Here is a 26074-nt window from a genome sequence, read left to right on the forward strand (position 1 = left end):
TTACAGCGCCTTGCTCACATTGATGTCGGTGATCACATCACTGGCATCATGGATTTTCGCCAAAGCCTGCAAGGCCTCTTCCACGCTGTTGGTCGTCAGTTGGGCGAACTCAAAGCGGCGCTCGCCGTTGAGTTTGTACTTGATTACGTATTTGGTGGTGGTCACGGTGATTTCCTGTGGCGTGTTCGAATCAGCTCAGCTTGGTGCTGGTGCGACGTACAATGCGAATCTTGTGGGACAGCGCGGGTTTGCGCGTAACGCTGATGGCGCGGCGGGTCACTACATCCAGGGTAATGTTCCAAAATCCGGTGCTGGGAGCAGTGATCTTGGCGGGAAACTTGTCGAACGCGCCGCCGTGGTAAGTGTGACGGCCGCCATTTTTAAAGCTGCGAAAATTCGCATCGCTCATCAGGCGGATATTGCAAGTCTGCGAGCATTCGATGACGACGATATCTCCCTCATTGAGGTGCTCGCGCTGGTGAATGAATTTCATGAGGGTGTCTCCAGAAGGGCTTTTTCTGAAAAATCAGAACGATACGTAGGTTAAGATGGAGTTTATCAGCCCCAGCGCGTTTATTATCGGCCTGTCTTCAACGTCGTCGACAATTTAAAACAGTTATTTACCGAGTAATCAGGGATAAATCCTACGTGGGCGGGAGAAAATTACCATCCCGGCTGTCGTAGGGTCTTTAAGTGGAGATTTTGTATGAAGTGGAGTGTGTTGGTTCTGGCCTTGGCGATAGGTGGGTGTGCTTCGGTTGCAGATATCAAGCAGACCCCACCGACGCTGGCGGTCATTTCGGGGAAGAAACCTCAGGAATACGCCGCGTGTGTGGTTCGGAAACTATCTACTACCCGCCGGCCGCCCCAGATCGAGCCGCATAAGGACGGTGGCGTGCAGGTGATCGTTCCACAGAAGTTCTCGGCCGATCCTTCGGCTATTTTCGAAATTGACGAGCGTTCCAGTGGTAGCAGCATCAAGCTGTACGAGAGCATGTCCAACGTGCCGATCCGCCCGGGCGACGTAAAGAAGGCCGGGGAAGAATGCATTTCTGGCTGATGCCGTTGTGGAAAAATCAGATATGAAGCGTGAACACGTCCAAGCCCGGCAGGCCGAGGGGCAAATCTCGGCGACCCATGTCATCCAGAATCCTGCCGACCTTGGCGAGTGGATCGTGTTCTTCAAGAAAAGCGGGGGGCGCAGTTATTTCCTGGTCGATGATCAGGATGAGGTCGAATCCTTTGCCAGCCTTGATGAGCTGACCGAGATCCTAAGGGAGCTGGGCATCAAGTTTGCCGAGATCCACTTGTAGCCTGCAGTTACTTGCAGACCACCACCACACTGCGGTTTTTAAAATTGCCGACGTCCTGGCCCAAGGTCTTGTCGCTTTCCTTCAAGGATGGCGTGCCCTCTGTGCCGACGATGCGATAGCCGGTGCCTGCGCAGGAGGCGTCGGCTTTTTCGTAGCAGCTGGCCCAAGAGTTGGCTTCGCCGGAGCAGTCGATGGTCAGGCCTTGCTCGCCGTTTTTTAGGTAGACATCGGAAGTGGTGGTGCAGCCGGCAAGCGCCAGTACCGCAGTCAGTGCCAGAAGTTTGTTCATGAGTGTTCGTCGTCGAGGGTGTGGGAAGGGCGCTGACACTGTCGTGGGGCGTTTTCGGCAGATTATAGCGAACTGCCATCTAGGTACAGATAAACACAAAAAAAGCCCCTTGAATCGGGGGCTTTTTGCGTAGGCCTGTAGGCTTACTTGGTCTTCGGTCGTTTGCTCGACGCGTGGCCCGCTTCATCCACAAACACTTCGGCTACGGCAATCGCCATGCTCTCGGTCTCGAAAACGCCCGCGACGCTGTCGCCGTGGAAGTTGATCAGGTGCCAGCCGTCTGCTCGCTTGGTGATCAGGTAGCCGTTCACGCCTTTGGGTTCTGACATCTATTAACAATCTCGTGGTCTGGTTCAAGGTCATCATGATAGCGCCAAATGCCGAGCAGCCGCGCAAGTTATTCCAAGGCAGTGTTCCGGCCTTGAAAGCGTGCTAAAAGGGTTTACGCTCTTTTAAACAGGGGCGCGGGGGCATTTTTTGCCGTGGCGGTCCAAACGTTCTTCGTAAGATAAGTGGAACTTACGCCGACATTTTTTCTCTATGTTGACATCGCAACGCCAGCAGGACCCATTGTAAGGTGACTGCGGCGTGATTAGACTGCGCCGAATTCCGTACGCACAGCCCTTTGTAAGGACTTATATGATCAAGAAATGCTTGTTCCCAGCAGCCGGTTACGGCACTCGCTTCTTGCCAGCGACCAAGGCCATGCCTAAAGAGATGCTGCCGGTGGTAAACAAGCCACTGATTCAGTACGGCGTCGAAGAGGCATTGGATGCCGGTCTGAACGAAATCTCCATCGTTACCGGTCGTGGTAAACGCGCCCTGGAAGACCACTTCGACATCAGCTACGAGCTGGAAAACCAAATCAAGGGCACCGACAAGGAAAAATACCTGGTCGGTATCCGCAAGCTGCTGGACGAGTGCTCGTTCTCCTACACCCGTCAGACCCAGATGAAAGGCCTTGGCCACGCCATCCTGACCGGTCGCCCGCTGATCGGTGACGAACCGTTCGCCGTGGTGCTCGCGGACGACCTGTGTGTGAACCTGGAAGGCGACGGCGTACTGACCCAAATGGTCAAGCTGTACCAGAAATACCGTTGCACCATCGTTGCGGTTCAAGAAGTTGATCCTCAAGAGACCAACAAGTACGGCGTGATCGCCGGTGACGACATTGGTGATGGCCTGATCCGCGTACGCGACATGGTTGAGAAGCCGGCGCCTGAAGATGCACCGTCGAATCTGGCGATCATCGGTCGTTACATCCTGACTCCGGACATCTTCAAGCTGATCGAAGAAACCGAGCCAGGCAAGGGTGGTGAGATCCAAATCACCGACGCCCTGTTGAAGCAGGCCAAAGACGGTTGCGTGATCGCGTACAAGTTCAAGGGTCGTCGTTTTGACTGCGGTGGCGCCGAAGGCTACATCGAAGCAACCAACTTCTGCTACGAGCACTTCTACAAGACTGGCAAGGCTTACTGATTCACGCTTGCCTGCTGCTAAAAAGCCACCTTCGGGTGGCTTTTTCGTTTTTCAGCCCCATGTAAGTCGGTATGCTGATGTCCTGCCGAGGAGAGTGAAATGGCCTACGATTTTGATCTGTATGTAATTGGCGCCGGTTCCGGCGGTGTTCGTGCGGCGCGCTTTGCTGCGGGCTTTGGCGCCAAGGTAGCCGTGGCGGAAAGCCGCTATTTGGGCGGCACCTGCGTTAACGTGGGCTGCGTACCTAAGAAGCTGTTGGTGTACGGCGCGCATTTTGCCGAAGACTTCGAGCAGGCCAGTGGCTTTGGCTGGTCCCTTGGGGAGGCGAATTTTGATTGGGCGACGCTGATCGCCAACAAGGATCGCGAGATCAACCGCCTCAATGGCATCTACCGCAACTTGCTGGTCAATAGTGGCGTGACCCTGCATGAAGGGCATGCGCGCTTGGTTGATCCGCATCAAGTGGAGATCAATGGCGAGCGTTTCACCGCCAAACACATCCTGATCGCAACTGGCGGCTGGCCGCAGATTCCGGATATTCCAGGGCGTGAGCACGCCATCGGCTCCAACGAGGCGTTCTTCCTTAAAGAGCTGCCCAAGCGCGTGCTGGTCGTGGGTGGTGGTTATATCGCCGTTGAGTTCGCGGGTATTTTCCATGGGTTGGGTGCTAAGACGTCGCTGCTGTATCGCGGCGATCTGTTCCTGCGTGGTTTTGATGGTGCGGTGCGCAAGCACCTGCAGGAAGAGCTGACCAAGCGTGGCCTGGACCTGCAATTCAATGCCGATATCGAACGCATTGAAAAACAAGCCGACGGTAGCCTTAAGGCCACGCTGAAGGATGGTCGTGTACTGGAAACCGATTGCGTCTTCTACGCCACGGGCCGGCGTCCGATGCTGGATAACCTGGGGCTGGAAAACACAGGCGTCACGTTGGATGAGCGCGGCTTTGTTCAGGTCAATGACCTGTACGAAACCACCGAAGCATCAATTCTGGCTATCGGTGATGTGATCGGTCGCGTGCAGTTGACGCCGGTGGCGCTGGCCGAAGGCATGGCTGTGGCGCGTCGCCTCTTCAAGCCTGAGCAATATCGCCCGGTGGATTACGCAATGATCCCGACGGCGGTATTCAGCTTGCCGAATATCGGCACTGTCGGCTTGACGGAAGAAGAGGCGAAAAAGAACGGCCATAAGGTGCAGATCTTCGAAAGCCGTTTCCGGCCAATGAAGTTGACCCTGACGGATTGCCAGGAGAAAACCCTGATGAAATTGGTGGTTGATGCCGATACCGACAAGGTGCTGGGTTGCCATATGGTCGGCCCGGACGCGGGTGAGATCGTCCAGGGCCTTGCGATTGCGCTCAAGGCCGGCGCCACCAAGCGTCACTTCGATGAAACCATCGGCGTGCACCCTACGGCGGCGGAAGAGTTCGTCACCATGCGCACGCCTGTGGCGGACTGATCAGGCTTTAGGCGTTGCCTCTGGCGCCGTTGCAACGACGGCCGCCAGTCGCAATGCCTCGATACTGGCCTGAGCCTTGATAAGATCCAGTTCCAGGGTCTTATTGGCGTGCTGGTGTTCGGTCAGCGCTTCCTGGCGTGACTGGCTTTCCAGCACGGCTACCCGCAGACGCTCTTGAAGCAGGGCGCGCTCGCTATCTATCTGGTTCATCTGTTCGCTCAGCTTCGCCTGCTGCGCTTGATCTTTGCGGGTTTGCTCCTGCAGCTTCGTCAATTCCTTCGCCGTCACCCGATGCTCGATCAGTAGGCGCTCGTTGTCGCGATGCAGTTGAGTGATCTCATCCTGGCGCACCATAGCGCTTTGTTGGGCCTGGCGCAGTTCCGCCTGTACCTGCTGCAGCTGGCCTTCATGGCGCCGCTGCTCCTGCTCGCGTTGCTCCTTGATCGCATTGCGGTAGTGCTCCAGCGCGTCGCGGGCGTGAAGGTGCTTTTCTTCCAGTGAGCGAATCTGTTCGTCCTTATCGCTAATCCTCAGCTCGTAATCACTGCACGCCTGGCTAAGCCCTGCATTACGGGTTTGCTCGGTCTGAAGACTGGTACTGGCTGTTTGCAGCGCAGCGCTTTCTTCTGCCAGCGCCGCGGCCTGAATATCGAATTGCTGCTTGAGTTGGCCGTGGGCCTCTTGAAGCGCGTCGAGCTCGGCAAGCAGGGCAGCTTTCTGCTGTTCGAACTGCGCCAAGGCCAGGTCAATCGGCTCTTGAGCCTTCTCTTTTAAGCGCTGAGCCAGTCGCGAAACCAGTTCACCCAGCTCGTCGTCAATCGGCGCTTCGGTGATGGTTAGGCGACTTTCGCTGTCGTCCAGCTCCTTCAGGTAGCGATGGATCGTGGTTTTCGAACCGGTATTGCCCATTTCGATGCGTACTGCGTCGATGCTTGGGTTCTCGCCGCGGGCAAGGATCGCCAGGCGTGCCGTTTGAACTACTGCTTTGTTTATGCCGCCGCGAGCCATGGGGTCTCCGTCGATTTAGTATTGTGGTACATAGTATGTATATACGTACTATATCACGAATATAAAGTCCTTAAAAATCAAGCTTTCTCAGATGGGATATTGGCGTATTATCCCGCGTCATAAGCGCTTCACGCGCAGAAACGCATGCCCGCAGTACGAATAGGCCTCCCATGAGCGATCTTGATCGTTATCTCAACGCTGCCACCCGCGACAACACACGCCGTAGCTACCGCGCGGCGATTGAGCACTTTGAAGTCAGCTGGGGCGGGTTTCTGCCGGCCACCAGTGACAGCGTGGCGCGCTATCTGGCGGCCCATGCGGGCGTGCTTGCGGTTAACACACTGAAGCTGAGGCTGTCGGCGCTTGCGCAATGGCACACCAGCCAGGGGTTCCCCGACCCGACCAAAGCCCCCGTGGTGCGCAAAGTGCTCAAGGGGATTCGCGCCGTGCACCCTGTGCAGGAGAAGCAGGCCGAGCCATTGCAGCTCAAGCATTTGGAGCAGGTGGTTGCATCGCTTGACGCTGAAGCGCAAGAGGCAGCCCACGCACACGATCAGCCGCGCCTGCTCCGTGCCAAGCGCGACACCGCGTTAATCCTGCTCGGCTTCTGGCGTGGCTTTCGTAGCGATGAGTTGTGTCGACTGAGCATTGAACATGTTCAGGCCACACCCGGAACCGGCATCAGCCTGTACCTTCCGCGCAGCAAAAGTGACCGCGACAACCTCGGCAAGACCTATCACACGCCTGCGCTGCTGCGCCTGTGCCCCGTTCAGGCCTACAGCGAATGGCTCAGCGCAGCAGCGCTGGTGCGTGGTCCGGTATTCCGGGGCATCGACCGTTGGGGCAACCTGGGCGAGGAGGGCTTGCACCCCAATAGCGTGATCCCGTTGTTGCGTCAGGCGCTGGAGCGCGCAGGCATCGCCGCCGAGCAGTACACCAGCCATTCCCTGCGTCGGGGCTTTGCCACCTGGGCCCATCGCAGCGGCTGGGATTTGAAGTCGTTGATGAGTTATGTCGGCTGGAACGACATGAAATCCGCCATGCGCTATGTTGAAGCGACGCCCTTTCTCGGCATGACATTGGCCACTCAACCGCTGCTTTGAGATTTCTTCTATTAATACAGTCTCCTGATAGGGAAAACCAATCGTCAGCATCAGGTTTGCCAATGAGCCAGCGTCGGAAAGAGTGGGTAGGATTCACCCCATCAACTTCTTAACCCCTGACGGAGAGTCAACGATGCCTATCATCAACAGCCAAGTAAAACCGTTCAAAGCTACCGCGTTCAAAAACGGCAACTTCGTAGACGTGTCTGATGCTGACCTGAAAGGTAAGTGGTCGGTGTTCTTCTTCTACCCAGCCGACTTCACCTTCGTTTGCCCAACCGAACTGGAAGACCTGGCTGACAACCACGCCGAATTCCAGAAACTGGGCGTCGAAATCTACAGCGTTTCCACCGACACCCATTTTGCCCACGCTGCCTGGCACAACACCTCGCCAGCCATCGGCAAGATCCAATACACCATGATCGGCGACCCAACCCTGACCATCTCCCGCAACTTCGACGTGCTGATCGAAGAAGCTGGCCTGGCAGATCGCGGTACGTTCGTGATCAACCCAGAAGGTCAGATCAAGATCGTTGAACTGAACGACGGCGGTGTTGGCCGTGACGCTTCCGAGCTGCTGCGCAAAATCAAAGCTGCCCAGTACGTCGCTGCCCACCCAGGCGAAGTGTGCCCAGCCAAGTGGAAAGAAGGCGAGGCCACCTTGGCTCCGTCCCTGGACCTGGTCGGCAAGATCTAAGTCTATGAAGCATCAAGGGCGGGTTTCCGCACCTACCAAGTAAGCTGCAACCGCCCTCAAAAACGCCCGGGCGAGATTCGCTCGGGCGTTTTTTTATACCCAGAATTAAAGGAAATCGCCCGTATGTTGGACGCCAATCTTAAAGCTCAGTTGAAGTCATACCTGGAACGGGTCACCCAGCCGATCGAGATCGTCGCCTCCCTCGATGACGGCGCGAAATCCCAGGAAATGCTTGCCCTTCTGCAGGACGTAACCAGCCTCACCACGCTGATCGCCCTGAAGACCGATGGCAATGACGCGCGCAAACCGTCGTTCTCCATCAACCGCCCAGGTGCCGATATCAGCCTGCGTTTCGCCGGCATCCCTATGGGCCATGAATTTACTTCGCTGGTGTTGGCCCTGCTGCAAGTCGGTGGCCACCCGTCGAAGGCCAGTGTCGAAGTGATTGAACAGATTCGCGCCCTTAAAGGTGAGTTCAGCTTCGAGACTTACTTCTCGCTGTCGTGCCAGAACTGCCCGGACGTGGTCCAGGCGCTGAACCTGATGGCCGTTCTCAACCCGAACATCCGTCACGTCGCCATCGACGGTGCGCTGTTCCAGGCTGAAGTCGACGAACGCCAGATCATGGCGGTGCCAAGTGTGTACCTCAATGGCGTGAACTTCGGCCAAGGCCGCATGGGCCTGGAAGAAATTCTCGCCAAGCTCGACACCAGTGGTATTGAAAAAGCCGCCGAAAAAATCAGCGCCAAAGACGCCTTTGACGTACTCGTTGTCGGCGGTGGTCCCGCCGGTTCAGCAGCCGCCATCTATGCTGCGCGTAAAGGCATCCGCACCGGTGTTGCCGCCGAGCGTTTTGGTGGTCAGGTGCTGGACACCATGTCCATCGAGAACTTCATCTCGGTACAGGAAACCGAGGGGCCGAAACTGGCCAGCGCACTGGAGGCTCATGTGCGTCAGTACGACGTGGATATCATGAACCTGCAACGTGCCAGCAGCCTGGTCCCGGCGAAAAACCCTGGTGACTTGCACGAGATTCGTTTTGAAAGCGGCGCGACGCTCAAGTCCAAGACCGTGATTTTGGCCACTGGCGCCCGCTGGCGTGAAATGGGCGTGCCGGGCGAGCAGGAATACAAAGCCAAAGGCGTATGCTTCTGCCCGCATTGCGATGGTCCGTTGTTCAAAGGCAAGCGTGTGGCAGTGATCGGCGGCGGTAACTCCGGCGTGGAAGCAGCCATCGACTTGGCGGGCATCGTGAGCCACGTAACCTTGCTGGAGTTCGATAGCAAGCTGCGCGCCGATGCGGTGTTGCAGCGCAAGCTGTACAGCCTGCCGAATGTTGACGTGATCACCAGTGCGCTGACCAGTGAAGTCAAAGGCGATGGCCAGAAAGTCACGGGCTTGGCATACAAGGATCGTGACAGCGGCGAGTTCAAGACCATCGACCTGGAAGGTATCTTCGTGCAGATCGGCCTGCTGCCTAATACCGACTGGCTCAAAGGCACCGTAGAGTTGACCCCGCGTGGCGAAATCATCGTTGATGCGCGTGGCGAAACTTCACTGCCCGGTGTGTTTGCCGCGGGTGACGTGACGACCGTGCCGTACAAGCAGATCGTGATTGCAGTAGGCGAGGGCGCCAAGGCTTCCCTGAGTGCTTTTGATCACCTGATCCGCACCTCCGCGCCAGCGTAACTACCCGGCTGGAAATGAAAAACCCCATGATCACTCATGGGGTTTTTTCGTTACAGCGGCGTGGGCTGGATAATCTCAACCCAGTACGCATCCGGGTCCTTGATGAACGCCAGGCTCTTCATGCGGCCATCGGTCAGGCGCTTCTGGAAATCGCAGCCCAGGGCTTCGAAGCGTTCACACGCAGCGACGATATCCGGCACCGCGATGCAGATATGGCCAAAACCACGCGGGTCGGTGTTGCCGTTGTGGTAGGCGAAGTCGGCGTCGTTTTCGGTGCCGTGGTTGTGGGTCAGTTCCAGGATGCCAGGGATCGACTTCATCCACTGGGTGCGCGCGGCGGCGTCGGCCGGGATCTGGGATTTGTCCACCAGGGCCAGGAAATAGAGGCTGAATTCAGCCTCGGGGAAATCACGCTTTTCAACCAGCGAAAAACCCAGTACGCGGGTGTAGAAGTCCAGTGACTTGGTGATGTCCTTGACCCGCAACATGGTGTGGTTGAACACGAAGTTCGTGGTGGCGGTGTCAGGTTGGGCGGTGACGCCCGGGAAAGTGTTCAGTTCGTGCAGGCTCATGGGCCCTCCAGAAAAAAATGGGGCAAACGCGGCTCCAGGTGAGAGGAGCGTTCCCTTGGCTTGCGGCTGGCATCCGTGCAGCCGGGCCATGATACGCAAGGCCCGCCTGCTGCGCCAAATGAAAAAGGTCACGCGGGTCTTGCGATCAGCGGGTAGCGGGCCTCACACTTTGTCGCTTGAACCTTGGGTATCTTTCGCATGACCGAACGTCGTAATCCGCTGTTGAGTGCTGTATGCCTGCTGTTGGCCAGTCCTTTCGTTTCGGCGGCGGATCCGGAAATCCACTGGCCCAGCGGCTGGCAAGTCGAGGAGGTGGTGCGTGATGGTGAAACGCCGCCAACGCCACAGCCGGTTTCGCGTCAGCGTGCAATCAAGAACGATGAAAACGGCAACACGCTGATGGTGATGGAGTTGACGGCAACGCCGACTGAGGCGGGCCATAACGTTAATCTTCAGGGTGTATTGCTGGAAATGCGCAAGTCCATCCAGAAAGATTTTGCCCAGAGCGGTTACCAAAGTGTCTGCAGCAAAATGCACTCGACAACATTGAGTCGGCTTGAGGCCATGGAAACTACCTGTGTGATTACCGAGAATGGACGGCACGTGCTTTCACAAACATTGGTGGGAGCTGTTGATACCGATAAAGCGTATGTTTTCTCATACGCGGGTCAAGCCGATGCTTACGAGGCGAGTAAGGATGAAGTCCGTTCGGTGCGCGACAGCCTCAAACTTTAAGTGCGTGTTGCGCGTCGAATTTGAACAAAATGAAATGTTATTTAAGTTCGGTTTCGAACCCTTGAATAAAAAAGCCCCGCTGACGCGGGGCTCTTTATTAGTGCGGTGTAATCAGCCGCGAAGCCAGGAATCTACAGTGGCGGCGCCATACTGTTCTTTCCATGCTTTGAGGCCGCGGTGGTTGCCGCCTTTGGTTTCGATAAGCTCGCCGGTGTGCGGGTTGTGGTAGACCTTGACCACGCGTGCACGGCGTTGTTTTGGTGCGTTGGCAGCAGCAGCGCTGGTCTTGCCCGGGTTTGGATCAAGGATCAGGATGATGTCACGCAGGCCTTTGCCGTAGGTTTTCATCAGCCCTTGAAGTTTTTCTTCGAATTCGATTTCTTTCTTCAGGCCAGCATCATTCTTCAGGGATTCCAGCTGGGCAAGCTGCTCTTGAAGGGCTTTTTCTGCTGCGCGAAATTCGGCGAGTCTGGACAAAATCTGTACTCCAATAGTGTTGTTGGCTGATATCAACTGCAGACAAAGCTATTAGCCAATAGCGTTAAGGCGACTCAAAGAGGACGTCGTCCTGCGAGTTCTGCACAGGCAGGAAAAATTGTAGTAGTTAATCCGCTACGAGTAAATCATGTCTTTTGTCTTACTAACATTATTTCAACGCCGCTAATACGTGGCTATTCAATGGCTGGTCAGGTTTTTAATGAATTCATCGCTGGGTAGTGGCTTTCCAAACAGATAGCCTTGCAGGAAATCCACGCCGTGAGCAGCCAGGTATTCGCATTGTTCGACCGTTTCCACACCTTCAGCAACGACACCCAGATCCAGTTTGCCGGACAACTCTATGATGCTGTCCAGGATATGCCTCGACAGCGCGTCTGCACCGATCATGGCGACAAAACTCTGGTCGATCTTCAAGTAGTCCACATTGAAGTTGCGCAAGTAACCCAGGCTTGAGTGGCCGGTACCAAAGTCATCGATGGCAATCATGACGCCCAGTTGGTGCAAGGCGTCGAACAGGCGACGGGTGATATCGGTGGGCTCGATCAGCTCGCGCTCGGTCAACTCCAGCACCAAGGTCACCTGGCCCGGTATGAAGGCGGCGAGAAACTCACGGCAATCGTCCACCAGCGTCAGGTCGAGGCAATGGCGGGCGGTGATATTCACGCCGATGTGGAACCCCGGGCAAAACCGTGCCGCATGGGGAGCCAGTTGTACGGCGGTCTGGCGCAGCAGGGCGCGGGTCATCGGCACGATCAGGCCGGAATGTTCGGCCAGCGGGATAAATAGATCAGGCCGTACCAAGCCTTCCTTGGGATGCTGCCAGCGCATGAGCACTTCACAGCCGGCCCATTCGCGGGTGTCGCCGCGTACCACCGGCTGAAAATACGGAATGAACTCATCGGCGCCCAACGCCCGTCGCAGTTCATGGGTCGGTGCCGAGGAGCGTTTTTGCAGCCAATGCGCGAGCAGGCCTGCCATTGCGCCAAAGAACATCACCAGGCTGAACATCGCACGATAGCGCGCCTGCATGTAACGCCAGACCTCGCCGTCCGGCATGCCGGCGTCGACGCTGTAACCATAGCGTTGCGAGGCCAAGTGATGATGGGCTACGGCAAATTTCGGCACTTCCGTGGTATGAACACTGCCGTCGGCAGCCAGCCAGTTGGGCCCCACTTGCAGGACCAACTGTGCATAGCGGCTGATCAGGCGCAAGGCGTTGGTCAGGTGATAGCCGTCAATTGAAGCAAACGCGCCTTGGTCTCCGTCGACCAGTCGGTACACCAGCAGCGCAGTGTCCGGCGTCACCGGGTTGCCATTCATCAACCAAAGCCGACCGTCCACATAGTCGTCGGGGTTTACGGGCGACTCATAGTTGCTGCCGAACAGTGAGCTGCAATAGATATTCTTCTGCCAGGACAAGGTCGTGGCGCGCACGAACGGGCGCCTTGTGACCTGCTCGCGCAACGCCAATTGGGTGCCGTTATCGCAGGGCTGGCCTGCCAGCGGCAGCAGGGCCTGGGCGGCGAGGGCGGTGTTATCGAGCATCAGGTCGAACTGGCGCACCGCTTCCTCGGCGGTTTGCGCCGTGCTTTGCTCAAGGGTTCTTTCTGCTTGCCAATACAGGATGGCCAAGCCGAGCAGGATCGGCAGCAGACCGCAGAGGGCGCTGATCGAGTAGCGGACGATTGGCTCTCGCGGGCCTTTGACGGTGAGGGGCATGAGTTGTGCGGCCTGTTGCGGAGTAGGGGATGCGCCGGCAGGCCGGTCAGTATTATTTCGATAATAGATGGCTCGGTGGACAATTGCTTGCCCTACCACCGCGTTGCGCAATCTCGATGAACGCCAGCGTCGCGGGTGATGACTGGCGCCGATCAAGCACTGCCAAGCCAATCTGGCGCGGTACACGAGGGGATAACGGTCGTTTCACATAGCGCGGGTCGTCCAGCGGTGGCAACGACGCCTCGGCCACGATGCTCAAACCGTCCCCGCGACTGACGGCTTCCAGAGTGCTCAGCAGTTGGGCGCAGCGATACCGCACCTTGGGCCGTAATTGGGCCGCACCGAACAGTCGGGACACCAGTTCCGACGATCCTGCCTCGGTGAGAATAAAAGGGTCGTCACACAGCTCCTGAAGAGTCAGGGCATCGCGAGCGGCCAGTGGGTGCTCCGTGGGCAACAACGCGACCATTTGGTCGTCAAACAAGGCGAAGGTGTCGAAGCGCTCCTGCTCCAAGACCACAAAGCCTACATCGATCCGCCGCTCATCCAGCCACTGCAACACTTGCCGGTCAGGGCCTTCATCTACGTGGACCTCAATGCCCGGGTAGGCTGCACGAAACTGGCTGAGGATACCGGGCAGCAGGCGAATCGACGCAGTTGGCCCAAACGAGCCGACGCGCAGGGTGCCGCGCTTCATGCCACGGGCATCTGCTGCTTCCTGTTGCAGCGTGTTGGCCAGGCCGAGCATGGCACGGGCGCGTCCAAGCAATTGCTGGCCGATCTCGCTCGGCTCCACCAGGTTTTGATGGCGCCGGAACAGCTCGACACCGAGCTCTTGCTCCAACGCTTTGATCGCATGGGACACCGCCGACTGGCTGATGCCGAGCCGGTGCGCTGCGCTGGTAAAGCCTTGTAGTTCGGCCACCAGTGAGAAAATTTCCAGTTGGGTCAAGGTCATGAGCAAATACTCATTTTACGATGATTGATCATTAGCAGAAGAATACTCCAGATCTTCTGTCACTTGAGCCAACCCAATGAGCCCCGCTTCGGATCGCCTGACCTATTGCAAACTCGCCGCCGTCACCATGATCTGGGGCGGCACCTTTATCGCTGGTCGTTACCTGGCCGATCAGCTCAATCCGCTGCTGGCCGCGAGCCTGCGTTTTATCCTGGCGAGCCTGGCGTTGTTGCTGTTCATGGCCTTCGCACGCATCCCACTGGCTCGCCCGAGTCTTCGGCAACTTGCGCAATTGGCGCTGCTGGGGTTCTTCGGGATTTTCATCTACAACCTGTGCTTCTTTTATGGGCTGCAGTACATCAATGCGTCGCGGGCGTCATTGATCGTGGCGTTGAACCCGGCGGTGATTGGCCTGGCGTCGTGGTTGTTGTTCAAAGAGCACCTGAATCGCACCAAGGTGATGGGGGTTGCATTGTGCGTGGCTGGCTCAGTCGCTGTGATTGTCAGTCGCAACCCTCAGCTGATGCAGGCAGGCGCCCATAGTTGGCGGGGTGACTTGCTGATCCTTGGTTGTGTGGCGGCGTGGGGCGTTTATTCGCTGGCTTCCCGCGGGCTGAACGCAAGCCTGGGGCCATTGCAGACCGTGACGTGGTCGGTATTGCTGGGAACCCTGATGTTGACCGCAACCACAGCGCTGTCAGGAAACTTCACGGTCAAAGAGGTCGCAAGCCTTGGGCTTTCACAGCTGCTGAGCCTGTTGTATTTGGGTGTGCTCGGCTCGGCGCTGGCTTATATCGGTTACTACGACGGCATCCGGCGGATCGGCACGACACGTTCCGGTGTATTTATCGCGCTTAACCCGCTGACCGCAGTGATCTGCGGCGCCTTATTGCTGGGTGAAGCGTTGACCTTGCCCATGCTGATAGGCGGTGCCTTCATTTTGGCTGGCATTTACCTGTGTAACAAACCCCTTGCACGGGCAAGGGCAATAGGGATTTGATGAAGAGTACGGACAAACATCTTTACGCTGTGTAGAATCGATTTACGCATACAAGAATATGGACTTGCGCTCACGCAAGCCTCAGCCGTCAGAGACTGATGTAACCATGAAGCGACTCGGCTCCCCCCTCATCTTTGGTGACTTCCTCGCCCGCAGCGTGCGAGGCCTGTCCTGCGCGCCTCCCTCCCACCTCATCCTTGCTTGCAAATAACCCCTTGCTACCTACAAGAATGATGAGGCACCGACCATGACCGTCCAACACGAAAACCCAATGGGCCTGATGGGCTTTGAATTTATTGAATTCGCATCGCCGACCCCGGGCACCCTGGAGCCGATCTTCGAGATCATGGGCTTCAGCAAAGTCGCGACCCACCGCTCCAAGAACGTGCACCTGTACCGCCAAGGCGAGATCAATCTGATCCTCAACAACGAACCCAACAGCATCGCCTCGTATTTCGCGGCGGAGCATGGCCCGTCAGTCTGCGGCATGGCGTTCCGCGTCAAGGACTCGCAACAAGCCTATACCCGCGCACTGGAGTTGGGCGCTCAACCAATCCATATCGAAACCGGGCCGATGGAGCTGAACCTGCCGGCAATCAAAGGCATCGGCGGCGCGCCGTTGTACTTGATCGACCGGTTTGGTGAAGGCAGCTCGATCTATGACATCGACTTCGTCTACCTCGACGGCGTGGAGCGCAACCCACAAGGCGCAGGCCTGAAGGTCATCGACCATCTGACTCATAACGTCTATCGCGGGCGCATGGCTTACTGGGCGAACTTCTACGAGAAGCTGTTCAACTTCCGTGAGGCGCGTTACTTCGATATCAAGGGCGAATACACCGGCTTGACCTCCAAGGCCATGAGCGCGCCGGACGGCATGATCCGCATCCCACTGAACGAGGAGTCGTCCAAGGGCGCCGGGCAGATCGAAGAGTTCCTGATGCAGTTCAACGGCGAAGGCATCCAGCACGTTGCGTTCCTCACCGACGACCTGGTCAAGACCTGGGACGCGCTGAAGAAGATCGGCATGCGCTTCATGACCGCGCCGCCGGACACCTACTATGAAATGCTCGAAGGCCGCCTGCCGAATCACGGTGAACCGGTGGATCAGTTGCAGGCTCGTGGCATCCTGTTGGACGGCTCATCCATCGAAGGTGACAAGCGCCTGCTGCTGCAAATCTTCTCGGAAACCCTGATGGGCCCGGTGTTTTTCGAGTTCATCCAGCGCAAAGGCGATGATGGGTTTGGCGAGGGCAACTTCAAGGCGTTGTTTGAGTCGATCGAGCGCGATCAAGTCCGCCGTGGCGTATTGACCGCCGACTAGCCATCCAAAGCCTGGCAGGCTTTTCGGGCAATTCAAGAACATGCTCCGTATCGAAAGGTACGGAGCTTTTTTTTGCCTGCCAAACTCGTCAGAAAGGTTTTGCAACAGACAACTCCTCGGGGCTGTGGAACAAAATTTTACGAGACTCCACCCATGGACGTCGCAAGAGCTGATCCTCTCCTGCGTCACAAGTGTGCGTTTCGCGACCCCTAATTTTAAGGAAAGACTGATTATGACAAAACACACTCTGGCGGCTGCAGTGCTGGCTTTGTGCGGCTTCGCTGCCAGCTCCGCTTATGCAGCAGACGGTACCATCACGATCACCGGCTCGGTCAGTGGCACTACCTGCACCATCAGCGGCGGCACCGGAGCCTCGCCAGGTTCAGGTGCCAACTTCCCGGTCGTTCTTGATCGCGTGCAAACCTCGGCCCTCAAGGCCGCAGGCGATACGGCCGGCAGCAAGCGCTACTTTGTCTATGTGGGCGGCTCGGGCGGATGCCCGAACGGTACCAAGGTCGCCGTACGTTACGAGCCGACCAGCCCTGGCATCAACCCGGCAACCGGCAACCTGCGTAATACCGCCACTGCAACACCCGCCTCGCGGGTGGAGGTACAAATTCTCGATGGCGCTTCCAACACGCCAATGGACTTGCGCGTAGGTAATAACTCAACCGTTGCCACCGTGACCAATGGTCTGGCGACCTTACCGTTCTACGCACGCTACATCGCCAATGGCGGAGCGGCAGGCGCGGGCAATGTCACCAGCAGTGTGCAGTACTCGGTCACCTTTCCTTGATGCAGCCGCGCTGATAACCATTGCGTTTGTTGCCTGAGATCCTCGCTCGACCTTGCGGTCGGGCGCAGGACAACTGTTTTCAAGGATTACCCGATGCAGGATTTAATGATGTTCTTAAGTCATCGCGTGGTGTCCGTCGCGCTGAGTCTGGCCTTGTGCATAGCCTCGCATGCGGCGCACGCGGGGGTAGTTATCGACGGTACGCGACAGATTTACCCCGAGCAGCGACGCGAGGTCACCATACGAGTGACCAATGATGACAAACACGCACCCCGTCTGGTCCAGGCTTGGCTGGACGCAGGTGATGCCGAGGCAGCGCCGACACTGAGCGATGTGCCTTTCGTGCTGTCTCCCCCGGTATTTCGCCTGGACGCCGGCAAAAGCCAGTTCATGCGCTTGTCCTACACCAAGGCACCGCTGCCTGCGGATAGAGAGTCGCTGTTCTGGTTGAACGTACTTGAAGTGCCGGGCGCTACCAATGAGTTTGATCCCACCCTCGAAGACAGCCAGCGGAATCACTTCAAGTTTGCGTTCCGTATCCGCACCAAGGTGTTTTTTCGCCCGGCGCAGTTATCTGGAACGCCCGAGGAGGCGCCAGGGCTGTTGCGCTGGTCCCTGGAGCATGTCGCCCAAGACACCGTGATACAGGTGCACAACCCTTCGGCTTATCACGTCACCTTCAACGACATTTACCTGCTTATGGGCTCCCATCCCGACGCGAAAAAATTGTCACTGCCCGAAGCGATGGTGGAACCGGGAGGCACGTTGAAGTTGCCGGTGCCGAACGCCGCGAAGGTAATACCCGCCGATGCGCGGGTGAATTTCACCTACATCAACGATTTCGGCAGCTTTTCATCGGCGCAGCCTGCTGTATTGCATCGCTGAACGCGTCCCCGGAACGTTGCTGATCGCAAGCAAACGTACATTTCTCAGCGTCCACTGAAGTCATAACTATGCCTAGTCACATCCAAGTACGGGTGCATCGTTGCGCCCCGATTTTGCCATTCCAGCATCGAAAGATGATGTTGGGCGGTTTGATGAGTGCGGCCGTAATCGCAAGCGATTCCGCGCTTGCGTCTGAGTTGAGCTTTGATCTGAACGCATTCTCCAGCGGCCTGGCATCGTCGGTTGACATGTCACGGTTCAATACCGGCAACCAGATGAGTCCTGGCCTATATCGCATAGATATCGTGGTCAACGGCCAGGCTTTGGGGCGCAGGGAGGTGGAGTTCGTCGCGGCCCACGCAAAGACCGGTGCGCAGCCGTGTTTGAGTCGCGAAGTATTGGAAAAAATCGGTATCGCGATGGATAAAGTCGATACCGATACCCGTGGGCGCGAGCTCGCGAACCCTGCCGCAGCCGGCCAGTATTGCGGCGACCTGGGGCAGTGGATTCCGATGGCGTCCAGCTCGTTCGATCCGGGCGCCCTTGAGTTAGCCGCCAGCGTGCCGCAGGCCTACATGAACCGGTCCATGCGCGGCTACATTGACCCCGAGTTGTTGGATGAGGGCATTACCGCCGGGCTGCTCAATTACAACTTCAGTACCAATGCGGTCACTGCTGGTGAAGGCGACGGTCGCACTTACCTGGGCCTCAATGCGGGGATTAATCTGGGCGCCTGGCGCTTGCGGCACCAAGGTGCCCAAGCCTGGAGCAACCGCACAGGGTTTGAGACTTATCAGAACACGTCCACTTACGTGCAGCGCAGCATCATCCCCTGGCAATCACAACTCACTATTGGAGATACCTTCAGCAACGGACAGATTGTCGACGGGGTACGCGTGCGAGGCGTAAGCCTGGCAACCGACGACCGCATGCGTCCGCAGACGCAGCAAGGTTATGCACCGCAGGTACGCGGTGTCGCCGACAGTAATGCAACGGTCACCGTCAGCCAGAACGGGTACACCATTTATGAGACGACAGTCGCGCCTGGCCCTTTTGTCATCAGTGATTTGCATGCCACGGGTTATGGCGGTGATTTGATCGTCAGCGTGACGGAAGTCGACGGGCGTCGAAACACCTTCGTCGTGCCGTACTCGGTGGCCCCGGAATTACTGCGGGCCGACACGACAAAATACAGCGCCACCTTGGGTGAGGTGCAGCAAAAGGGCATCGATGCCAAGGGCGCAAACGTCTTTCAAGGCACTCTGCAACACGGCTTGACCGATGACTTGACGGTGTATGGCGGCGGCAGTCTTTCCAACGGTTATGAGCAGGGCAAGATCGGTATTGCATTGAATACGTCCATCGGTGCTTTCTCGCTGGACGGCGCCACCTCGCATACCAAGGTGGCTGATCATGGACGCCTGTCCGGCCAAAGCCTGGGCGTGGGCTACAACAAAAGTCTGCCCGCCTCGGGTACGCATTTTGCGCTGGGTGCATACCGGTTCTCTACAGAGGGTTACCTGAACCTTCCGGATGCACTGAATGTGCGTGAAATCGCTCGCCAGTCCGGTGATGTCAACGGTTATGCCCGGCAAAAAAGTCGGCTCGACCTGACCATCAGCCAGCAGTTGGGCATAGGCACCTTGAGCCTGTACGGCAGCTCTGTCGACTATTGGGGCGGGCAGGAAGGGCGCCAGGTCTCATTCACCGCCAGTTACGGCTCGACCTGGAACAAGGTCAACTGGAACCTCTCGGCGCAGCGCTCAAGGGTCCAGGACACGCGACAACTGACTCAAAGCGAGCTCAGTGACGATGTGTTTTTCGGGCGTATCGGCCAACCCGGGCGCATCGATAACCGCTACATGCTGACGTTATCGATGCCGCTGGGGAGCGAACCGAGGTCGCCGACCATCAATACTTCGCTGTCTCGGGACAGTGGCGATACACGGGGCAGCCAGCAGCAAGTGGGCATCAACGGCTTCCTGGGCGAGAACGCCGAGTTCGACTACGGTTTTTCCGCCAGCCGCGCGACCAGTGATCAATCGAGTTCCAGGCAACTTAACACCCACGCAGGGTACCGCACCGGTTCTGCCAGCGTGCGTGCAGGCTATGGTCAGAGCCGCGATAGATCCCAGCTTTCATTTGGCGCCGATGGCGGCATCGTCGCTCACGCTGGCGGCGTGACGTTTTCGCAAAGCCTGGGAGAGGCCTCTGCGCTGGTTCATGTGCCGGATGCCGAAGGCGCAGTGTTGGGCCACGACGGTGTTACACGCATCAATAGCAGCGGGTATGCCGTGGTTCCGTCACTCAGGGCATTCCAAAACAATACGGTGAGTGTTGATCCACAAGGCATGTCCATGGACGTGGAGCTTCAAGAGTCGAGCCTGGATATCGTTCCAACCCTCGGTGCAGTGCAATTGGTGGAGTTCAAGACCGTCAGCGGGCGGGCGGTGATCGTCCAGGCCAAACAGCAGAATGGCACGCCGCTGCCATTTGCGGCTCAGGTTCTGGACCAGCAAGGCCGGGAAGTCGGCGTAGTGGGCCAAGCCAGCAAAGCTTTTGTGCGCGATATCCCGGCTGCCGGCACGTTGATCGTCAAATGGGGTGAAAAAATTTCTGAACGATGCGACGTCCACTACCAGATGGCTGCGCATGCCGCGAACAGCCGCCAGCAAGACGTCGACTATCTCCAAGGGTTGTGCGTACCCAGCTCGGTTCGCCAAGTAGCCGGCAGTATTGAACGGCACCCGTGAATATTCGGTGCCACATCTGTGGGGCACCAGCAGAGGACTTTTGTATGAACTTATCTTGGCTTGCTGCCTCGACGTTGGGCGGCTGGATGCTAGCGATGCAAGCGCATGCTTTTTCAGGTGGGGATTGTTATCCGCAAGGGGCAACGGCGATCAACATTGCTCCCATCATCCCCCCGACCAACCCTCAGGTCGGGCAAGTGATCGGTTTGCCGGGAGGCTATCCCTTCAATGCACCGGCAAGTGTCATGCAGTGCCGTTACGACTTCTGGAGCGATTTCCACTGGGTAACTGCGACGATCAACGCGGTCAACTCCAGCTCCACTGGCAGGACATTCAACGCCAACGGTGTGTCCATGCCAGTGTTCGCCACAGGCGTGCCCGGGGTTGGTTTTGCAATGATGGCCCGCGACCCGAATCATGGCTTCGCCGCTGTCGGTCAATCGGCAGCATCACTGCTCAGGGTGAAGTATCCCAAGCCAGTTGTCTGGGGCCTGCAGGGACGGCTTTACCTGGTGGCCACGGGAGGGGCGATTTCTCCGGGGACTGTGCCCACACGCACTGTCGCGCATTACAGGGTGCAAAATACCAATACCTCAGCCCCGGGGTATCATCCGGTCAATATGCAGGCGTTGGTCATTAGCCCACCGCTAAAGCCGACATGCCGGGTTTCGACGCCCTCCATTGCGATGTCTTTGGGAAGCGTACCGGTTACGGCGTTCCGTGGCGTCGGCAGTCATGCCGGCAGCGTAACCCGCAATATCACGCTCTTGTGCGAAGGCGGCACCGGAGGCACGCGTGATGTGTTTATCACCGTCACTGACCATACCACCCGCTCTAATCGCAGCGATGTGCTGTCCCTGACCGCAAGTTCCCAGGCCAAGGGCGTGGCCCTGCAGTTGGTACGCGGCGGCAATATTCTGGTTCGTTACGGTGCGGACTCCTCAAGCGTGGGCAACCCTAATCAATGGCTGGTGGGGACGACGGGCAATGGCACGGTGCAAATTCCGCTGACTGCGCGCTATATCCAGACGCAACAGACGATCGCGCCAGGCAGCGCAAATGGCGTGGCAACGTTCACGATGAGTTACCGATGAGCCGGACGTTCCTGCGACGGCTCAACGTGATAGGGCTGCTGATGGCGCTGCAGGCACCTCTGGTCCACGGCGAAATCGTCATCGACCGTACCCGTGTGATCTATCCGGCTCAAGCCCGCGAAGTAACGGTCAACCTTACCAATGAAACGGATGGCCCGCGGCTGGTCCAGGTATGGATCGACGCCAACGATAGCGAGGCGTCACCTGAAAACAGTGATGTGCCGTTCACTGTCACTCAACCGATTTTCCGCATGGAGGCCGGCAGTGGACGAGCGCTGCGCGTGCTCTATCAATCGGCTTCACACACGAACGATGACCGGGAATCAGTGTATTGGCTCAACGTGCTTGCGATCAGGCCGACAGGCGAGCCCGCTGTGCAAAATAACCAAGTGAATCTGGCATTTCGTACGCGGGTTAAATTGTTCTTGCGGCCGAACCAACTAGCGGGGACGGCGGCAAGCTCGATTAATGACTTGAAATGGCAACTAGTTACCGGGGATGAGTCGACGCTACACGTGAATAACCCCGGCGATTACCACGTCACGCTGTCCGGCATCGTTGTGACACGCGAGGGCGTTGAATACCACAGCGAAGACCCGCCGATGATCGCACCACGATCCACCGCCGTCGTGACGATGCCAAGGCTGCCGCACGGCGCGGCGGGCAGCGCAACAGTGCGCTTCACTACACTTGACGATCAAGGTGCAACCCAAACGCATTCGGCGCTGTTGGGCAATACCAAGTAAAGACGGTTCAAGCCCTGCGCTGGCGTACCAGGTGCTTGAACCCTTCGAACACCAGCACCATGACTGCGATCCAAATCGGGATATAGGTCAGCCATTCGCCCGCGTTGATGCCTTCACCCAGCAGCAAGGCTACGAACAGCAAGAGCACCGGCTCGACATAGCTGAGCAGCCCGAACAGGCTGAACGACAGTAATCGGCTGGCAATGATGTAGCTCACCAATGCAGAGGCGCTGATCAGACCCAGCATGGGAATCAATGCGTAAAGCTTTGGGTGCACATCCATCACCGCAAAACCTTGCTCGCCGCTTTGCACGAACCACCAAGCCACCGGCAGCATCAGCGCCATATCCAGCCAGAGCCCACCCAAGTTATCGGTCTTAAGGTATTTGCGCACGATGAAGTAAAGCGGATAGCCAATGATCACCACCAGCGTTGCCCACGAAAACCCACCGGCTTGGTACAACTCGTTGAGTACCCCAAGGCCGGCAAAGAACACTGCGATCTTTTGCAGATAGGACAGCTGCTCACCCCATACCAGCCGTCCGGTGAGCACCATGGTCAATGGCAGCAGAAAGTAACCCACCGAAACATCCAGGCTGCGGCCGTTCAGTGGTGCCCACATGAACAACCACAGCTGCACGCCCAGCAAGGCCGAAGACAACACGACGCCTGCGATCAATCGAGGCTTTGCCGCCAGAACCTGCAGCAATTCCCAAACACGCCGCCATTCGCCGCTGACGATCATGAACACCGTCATGCACGGCACAGTCAGCAGCATGCGCCAGCCGAAAATCTCCAGACCGCTCAACGGCGTGAGCAACGATGTGAAGTAATACATCACGGCAAACAACACCGAGGCCGAGACCGATAACACAACACCTTTAGACACGCTGTCCTCGCGAAAACCGATTTGTACAAGAGAGGCGGGCATTATGGTGCTTGCGGCGTGAAACGGCTGCTCTGTTTTGGGGCGATTGGTGGGAAATTTTCTCACGCCATAAAATTTCTCCTATCCCGGTGGCGAGCGGGCTTGCCCGTGTTGGGCTGCGATGCAGCCCCGCAACCTCTTTCGGTCAACACCCGCTGCCGCTCGCCCCAACAGCACTCGACTACGAGCGAGCGACGCGCCCCGAGACATAGTGGCTAACATCATTGAACCCTGGGGTGGACGAGTGCCCCGATGTCACCAATGAATCGATAAACGCTTCATCCTCAGCCGTGATCTTCACGTCCAGCGCGCCGGTGTAGGCATCCCACTGGGCCTCGGTACGCGGTCCGACAATCGCCGAACTCACCGCTGAGTTGTTCAATACCCAGGCGATGGCAAACTCGACGATCCCCACACCACGTCCCTGGGTATATTGCTGAATTTGCTGGGCAATGCGCAGCGACTCCACGCGCCATTCGGTTTCCAGGATCCGTTTATCCTGGCGTGCGGCGCGGCTGCCCGGCTCTGGCGTGACATCCGGCGCGTATTTACCGCTGAGTACGCCTCGGGCCAGCGGGCTGTAAGGCACCACGCCAAGGCCATAGGCGGCAGCGGCGGTAATCTGCTCCGCTTCAGCCTGACGGTTGACGATGTTGTACAGCGGTTGGCTGATCACCGGTCTGTCCACGCCCAAACGCTCGGCCACGCGGATCACCTCGGCAATGCGCCAACCGCGGTAGTTGGATAAGCCCCAGTAGCGGATCTTGCCCTGGCGGATCAAGTCGCCAATCGCAGAAATCGTGACCTCCAGAGGGGTCGAGTGGTCTTCGCGGTGCAGGTAGTAGATGTCGAGGTAATCAGTGTCGAGTCGGGTCAGGCTGGCGTCGAGCGCATTGAAAATCCGTTTGCGACTCAAGCCACTGCGGTTGGGCAAACCGTCCGGTGGACCGAAACCGACTTTGCTCGCCACCACCCAATCCTGGCGGTGTCGGGCAATGGCTTCGCCGACGAGTTCCTCGGAGCGTCCGCCGGTGTATACGTCGGCCGTGTCGATAAAATTGATGCCCTGATCCCAGGCCTTATCGATGATGCGCAGCGAGTCCTCGGTATTGGTCTGCTCGCCAAACATCATGGTGCCCAGCGTCAAGGCGCTGACCTTCAAACCGGACTGGCCCAATGTGCGGTAAATCATGCAAAGCTCCTTGCGGCTGTGAGACGTCGTCCATGCAATACCAGACTCAGAGGCTCTGGAACAAGCCCTGAGCGTGTTTCTTCATTCGCTCAGCAACGCATGGCAGCGCACTTGGAGAAACCGATGCAGCACTTTTACCCGCTCCGACACTTGCAGGCGGTGCGGGCACATCAGGTTGAATGGCGTCGGTTCGCCTTGCCAATCCGGCAACAAGTGCACCAGGCGGCCGGCCTTCAGATCCCGGGCGATATCCAGGTTGGCTTTATAGGCGATGCCGTGACCGGCCAACGCCCAGCGCCGCACAATTTCACCGTCGTCGCTCAGGTAATCGCCTGTCACGTTGACTTCCTGCAGCTCGCTGCCCTGGCGAAAGAACCACGTACTGTTGGCGCGCCCCTGACGCATGTACCGCAGTGTGTTGTGTTGCGCCAACTGCGCGGGCGTCGTGGGTGTGCCGTGACGCGCGAGGTACTCGGGGCTGGCACATGCAATGCGCTGGTGACCGGGCACGACAGGCAGTGCCACCAGACTGGAGTCACGGGGTACGCCGAAGCGCAGGGCGATATCGACGGTGTCGCGGAAAAGGTCAGCATTGCTGTCGTTGAGCAGCAATTGCAGGCGGATATTCGGGTGTTCCGCCTTGAATTCGTCGAGCCAGCCCAAGACGACATTGCGTCCAAAATCCGACGGTGCGGCCAATTGCAGCAATCCGGTCAACCCCTGGCTGTGCTGCTTGAGGGCTTGTTCACCTTCGGCCAATGCGGCCAGGGCTTCGCGCACGCTGTCCAGGTAGCGCTTGCCTTCCTCGGTCAGGCGCATGCTGCGGGTAGAGCGCGCGAGCAGGCGAATGCCCAGCCGTGTTTCCAGACGCTTGAGGGCGATGCTGGCCGCAGCAGGGGTCAACCCCAGGCCGCGCGCGGCGGCGGACAAACTGCCCGTGTCGGCGGTGCGCACAAAAACTTCAAGGTCTAGGATTGAGCTCATTTGTAAAAATCCTTTAAAGATCTTGTCGTTTTACCGGGATTTTTCGTCGATTGCCAAGCTGGGAAGATGAACGCTCACTTTCTGACCCAGGACATCTCCCCATGGCATCTTCCCTCAACGGTAAAACGGTCGTCGTGATCGGCGGCAGCAGTGGCATTGGCGCGGCGGTGGCCAAGGCCGCCGCTGCACGCGGTGCTCAGGTGGTGTTGGCGGGGCGGCGCCTATCGTCGGGCCGCGACAACGGCCTACGCAGCGAGCCAGTGGATGTCACCGACCCCGACTCCCTGCAGCGTTTGTTCGAAACCGTCGGGCGTTTTGACCATCTGGTGTACACCTCCGGCCCTTCGGTACGCGCCAAGACCTTGATCGAAACCGATCTGGACGAGGCCCAGGACAACTTCAACGTGAAACTCTGGGGCGCGTTGCGGGCGATCCAGCAGGCGCTGCCTTTCCTAGATGAGCGCGGGAGTATCAGTCTGACCTCCGGGCAACTGGGCCGTAAGTTGGCGCCGGGCCAGTTCATCAAAGTTGGTATCAACGCGGCCACTGAAGCCCTGGGCAAGCAGTTGGCAAAGGAGTTGGCGCCGCGACGCGTCAACGTGGTGAGTCCCGGTGTGATTGATACCCCGGCGTATGCAGGGTTGGCCGAGGACCAGCGCCTGGCGATGTTTGCCAAGGCCGGTGGCGCGTTGCCGGTGGGGCGCGTGGGGCAGGCAGAGGAAGTGGCGGCGGGGTATGTGCTGGCCATGGAAAATGGCTACATGACCGGTGCTGTTATTGATATCGACGGCGGCGGGCTGCTGTAAGCGCGGACGAGATGTGGGAGGGGCTTGCCCCCTCCCACATGGACGCCG

General features: G+C 57.9%; 28 protein-coding genes. 16 read left to right on the plus strand and 12 right to left on the minus strand.

Annotated elements, in window-relative coordinates; genetic code table 11:
• A complete protein-coding gene (locus tag ACKZ62_RS13920; RefSeq protein WP_095184721.1) occupies positions 1–165 on the minus strand; it encodes a hypothetical protein in 165 nt (54 codons plus the stop codon).
• 25 nt (positions 166–190) lie between these two features.
• Positions 191–493, minus strand: coding sequence for a DUF1883 domain-containing protein (locus ACKZ62_RS13925; RefSeq protein ID WP_003173824.1), 303 nt, complete (start codon positions 491–493; stop codon positions 191–193).
• A 213-nt stretch (positions 494–706) separates the two neighbouring features.
• On the opposite strand from ACKZ62_RS13925, the gene ACKZ62_RS13930 reads away from it, so the two are divergent.
• Both ACKZ62_RS13930 and ACKZ62_RS13935 read left to right on the plus strand, forming a co-directional pair.
• Positions 707–1060, plus strand: a complete 354-nt coding sequence (locus ACKZ62_RS13930; RefSeq protein ID WP_032885707.1) for a hypothetical protein — start codon at positions 707–709, stop codon at positions 1058–1060.
• 22 nt (positions 1061–1082) lie between these two features.
• Complete coding sequence (locus ACKZ62_RS13935) at positions 1083–1313, plus strand: hypothetical protein (RefSeq protein WP_095184722.1); 231 nt, start codon at positions 1083–1085, stop codon at positions 1311–1313.
• A gap of 7 nt (positions 1314–1320) precedes the next feature.
• Here the strand turns inward: ACKZ62_RS13935 and ACKZ62_RS13940 are convergent, their stop codons facing one another.
• Positions 1321–1602 carry a hypothetical protein gene (locus ACKZ62_RS13940; protein ID WP_032885705.1) on the minus strand — a complete coding sequence of 94 codons (282 nt, stop codon included), beginning with the start codon at positions 1600–1602 and terminating at the stop codon, positions 1321–1323.
• A gap of 143 nt (positions 1603–1745) precedes the next feature.
• A complete protein-coding gene (locus ACKZ62_RS13945) occupies positions 1746–1931 on the minus strand; it encodes a hypothetical protein (protein ID WP_003191311.1) in 186 nt (61 codons plus the stop codon).
• Positions 1932–2241: 310 nt separating this feature from the next.
• On the opposite strand from ACKZ62_RS13945, the gene galU reads away from it, so the two are divergent.
• On the plus strand, positions 2242–3081 hold the full coding sequence (gene galU, locus ACKZ62_RS13950; RefSeq protein WP_003212579.1) for a UTP--glucose-1-phosphate uridylyltransferase GalU: 840 nt from the start codon (positions 2242–2244) through the stop codon (positions 3079–3081).
• Positions 3082–3180: 99 nt separating this feature from the next.
• Complete coding sequence (gorA, locus tag ACKZ62_RS13955) at positions 3181–4539, plus strand: glutathione-disulfide reductase (protein ID WP_032885704.1); 1359 nt, start codon at positions 3181–3183, stop codon at positions 4537–4539.
• On the opposite strand, the gene ACKZ62_RS13960 is transcribed toward gorA, so the two are convergent.
• A complete protein-coding gene (locus ACKZ62_RS13960) occupies positions 4540–5547 on the minus strand; it encodes a DNA-binding protein (RefSeq protein ID WP_447096884.1) in 1008 nt (335 codons plus the stop codon).
• Between the two features lie 170 nt (positions 5548–5717).
• On the opposite strand from ACKZ62_RS13960, the gene ACKZ62_RS13965 reads away from it, so the two are divergent.
• From ACKZ62_RS13965 to ahpF, 3 genes are all read left to right on the plus strand, one after another.
• Entirely contained in the window at positions 5718–6650 is a 933-nt protein-coding gene (locus tag ACKZ62_RS13965) for a site-specific integrase (RefSeq protein WP_179178952.1), read from the plus strand.
• Positions 6651–6783: 133 nt separating this feature from the next.
• On the plus strand, positions 6784–7347 hold the full coding sequence (gene ahpC / locus ACKZ62_RS13970) for an alkyl hydroperoxide reductase subunit C (RefSeq protein WP_032885701.1): 564 nt from the start codon (positions 6784–6786) through the stop codon (positions 7345–7347).
• Positions 7348–7470: 123 nt separating this feature from the next.
• On the plus strand, positions 7471–9036 hold the full coding sequence (ahpF, locus tag ACKZ62_RS13975; protein WP_447096885.1) for an alkyl hydroperoxide reductase subunit F: 1566 nt from the start codon (positions 7471–7473) through the stop codon (positions 9034–9036).
• A gap of 50 nt (positions 9037–9086) precedes the next feature.
• Here ahpF and gloA read toward each other — a convergent pair whose 3' ends face one another.
• Entirely contained in the window at positions 9087–9608 is a 522-nt protein-coding gene (gene gloA, locus ACKZ62_RS13980) for a lactoylglutathione lyase (protein ID WP_032885699.1), read from the minus strand.
• A 198-nt stretch (positions 9609–9806) separates the two neighbouring features.
• Between gloA and ACKZ62_RS13985 the strand changes: the two genes are divergently transcribed.
• Positions 9807–10343, plus strand: a complete 537-nt coding sequence (locus ACKZ62_RS13985) for a DUF4946 domain-containing protein (RefSeq protein WP_447096886.1) — start codon at positions 9807–9809, stop codon at positions 10341–10343.
• 111 nt (positions 10344–10454) lie between these two features.
• Here the strand turns inward: ACKZ62_RS13985 and ACKZ62_RS13990 are convergent, their stop codons facing one another.
• The 3 genes from ACKZ62_RS13990 to ACKZ62_RS14000 all read right to left on the minus strand — a co-directional run bounded on the left by ACKZ62_RS13990 (position 10455) and on the right by ACKZ62_RS14000 (position 13518).
• Positions 10455–10820 carry a histone-like nucleoid-structuring protein, MvaT/MvaU family gene (locus ACKZ62_RS13990; RefSeq protein ID WP_095184729.1) on the minus strand — a complete coding sequence of 122 codons (366 nt, stop codon included), beginning with the start codon at positions 10818–10820 and terminating at the stop codon, positions 10455–10457.
• A gap of 198 nt (positions 10821–11018) precedes the next feature.
• Positions 11019–12560, minus strand: coding sequence for an EAL domain-containing protein (locus ACKZ62_RS13995; protein ID WP_447096887.1), 1542 nt, complete (start codon positions 12558–12560; stop codon positions 11019–11021).
• A 52-nt stretch (positions 12561–12612) separates the two neighbouring features.
• Positions 12613–13518, minus strand: coding sequence for a LysR family transcriptional regulator (locus ACKZ62_RS14000; protein ID WP_122765177.1), 906 nt, complete (start codon positions 13516–13518; stop codon positions 12613–12615).
• Between the two features lie 76 nt (positions 13519–13594).
• Here ACKZ62_RS14000 and ACKZ62_RS14005 point away from each other — a divergent pair, with 76 nt between their 5' ends.
• The 7 genes from ACKZ62_RS14005 to ACKZ62_RS14035 all read left to right on the plus strand — a co-directional run bounded on the left by ACKZ62_RS14005 (position 13595) and on the right by ACKZ62_RS14035 (position 22116).
• On the plus strand, positions 13595–14518 hold the full coding sequence (locus ACKZ62_RS14005; protein WP_447096888.1) for a DMT family transporter: 924 nt from the start codon (positions 13595–13597) through the stop codon (positions 14516–14518).
• A 247-nt stretch (positions 14519–14765) separates the two neighbouring features.
• On the plus strand, positions 14766–15842 hold the full coding sequence (hppD, locus tag ACKZ62_RS14010; protein ID WP_032885693.1) for a 4-hydroxyphenylpyruvate dioxygenase: 1077 nt from the start codon (positions 14766–14768) through the stop codon (positions 15840–15842).
• A 232-nt stretch (positions 15843–16074) separates the two neighbouring features.
• Complete coding sequence (locus ACKZ62_RS14015) at positions 16075–16638, plus strand: fimbrial protein (protein WP_032885692.1); 564 nt, start codon at positions 16075–16077, stop codon at positions 16636–16638.
• A 108-nt stretch (positions 16639–16746) separates the two neighbouring features.
• Positions 16747–17523, plus strand: a complete 777-nt coding sequence (locus ACKZ62_RS14020; protein WP_241089565.1) for a fimbrial biogenesis chaperone — start codon at positions 16747–16749, stop codon at positions 17521–17523.
• A 152-nt stretch (positions 17524–17675) separates the two neighbouring features.
• Positions 17676–20276 carry a fimbria/pilus outer membrane usher protein gene (locus tag ACKZ62_RS14025; RefSeq protein ID WP_242461435.1) on the plus strand — a complete coding sequence of 867 codons (2601 nt, stop codon included), beginning with the start codon at positions 17676–17678 and terminating at the stop codon, positions 20274–20276.
• 44 nt (positions 20277–20320) lie between these two features.
• On the plus strand, positions 20321–21370 hold the full coding sequence (locus ACKZ62_RS14030) for a fimbrial protein (protein WP_122757468.1): 1050 nt from the start codon (positions 20321–20323) through the stop codon (positions 21368–21370).
• The gene (locus tag ACKZ62_RS14035; protein ID WP_447096889.1) at positions 21367–22116 is read left to right on the plus strand and encodes a fimbrial biogenesis chaperone; all 750 of its coding nucleotides are present in this window, start codon (positions 21367–21369) and stop codon (positions 22114–22116) included. Before ACKZ62_RS14030 ends, ACKZ62_RS14035 begins: the two co-directional genes overlap by 4 nt.
• 7 nt (positions 22117–22123) lie before the next feature.
• Here the strand turns inward: ACKZ62_RS14035 and rarD are convergent, their stop codons facing one another.
• The 3 genes from rarD to ACKZ62_RS14050 all read right to left on the minus strand — a co-directional run bounded on the left by rarD (position 22124) and on the right by ACKZ62_RS14050 (position 25220).
• Positions 22124–23005 carry an EamA family transporter RarD gene (gene rarD, locus ACKZ62_RS14040; RefSeq protein WP_447096890.1) on the minus strand — a complete coding sequence of 294 codons (882 nt, stop codon included), beginning with the start codon at positions 23003–23005 and terminating at the stop codon, positions 22124–22126.
• Positions 23006–23225: 220 nt separating this feature from the next.
• Positions 23226–24236, minus strand: a complete 1011-nt coding sequence (locus ACKZ62_RS14045; protein WP_032885691.1) for an aldo/keto reductase — start codon at positions 24234–24236, stop codon at positions 23226–23228.
• Between the two features lie 81 nt (positions 24237–24317).
• A complete protein-coding gene (locus tag ACKZ62_RS14050) occupies positions 24318–25220 on the minus strand; it encodes a LysR family transcriptional regulator (RefSeq protein WP_099602511.1) in 903 nt (300 codons plus the stop codon).
• Positions 25221–25321: 101 nt separating this feature from the next.
• Between ACKZ62_RS14050 and ACKZ62_RS14055 the strand changes: the two genes are divergently transcribed.
• A complete protein-coding gene (locus ACKZ62_RS14055) occupies positions 25322–26026 on the plus strand; it encodes an SDR family oxidoreductase (RefSeq protein ID WP_095184737.1) in 705 nt (234 codons plus the stop codon).
• Positions 26027–26074: the final 48 nt, after the last annotated feature.

Source organism: Pseudomonas sivasensis (genome assembly GCF_052938085.1).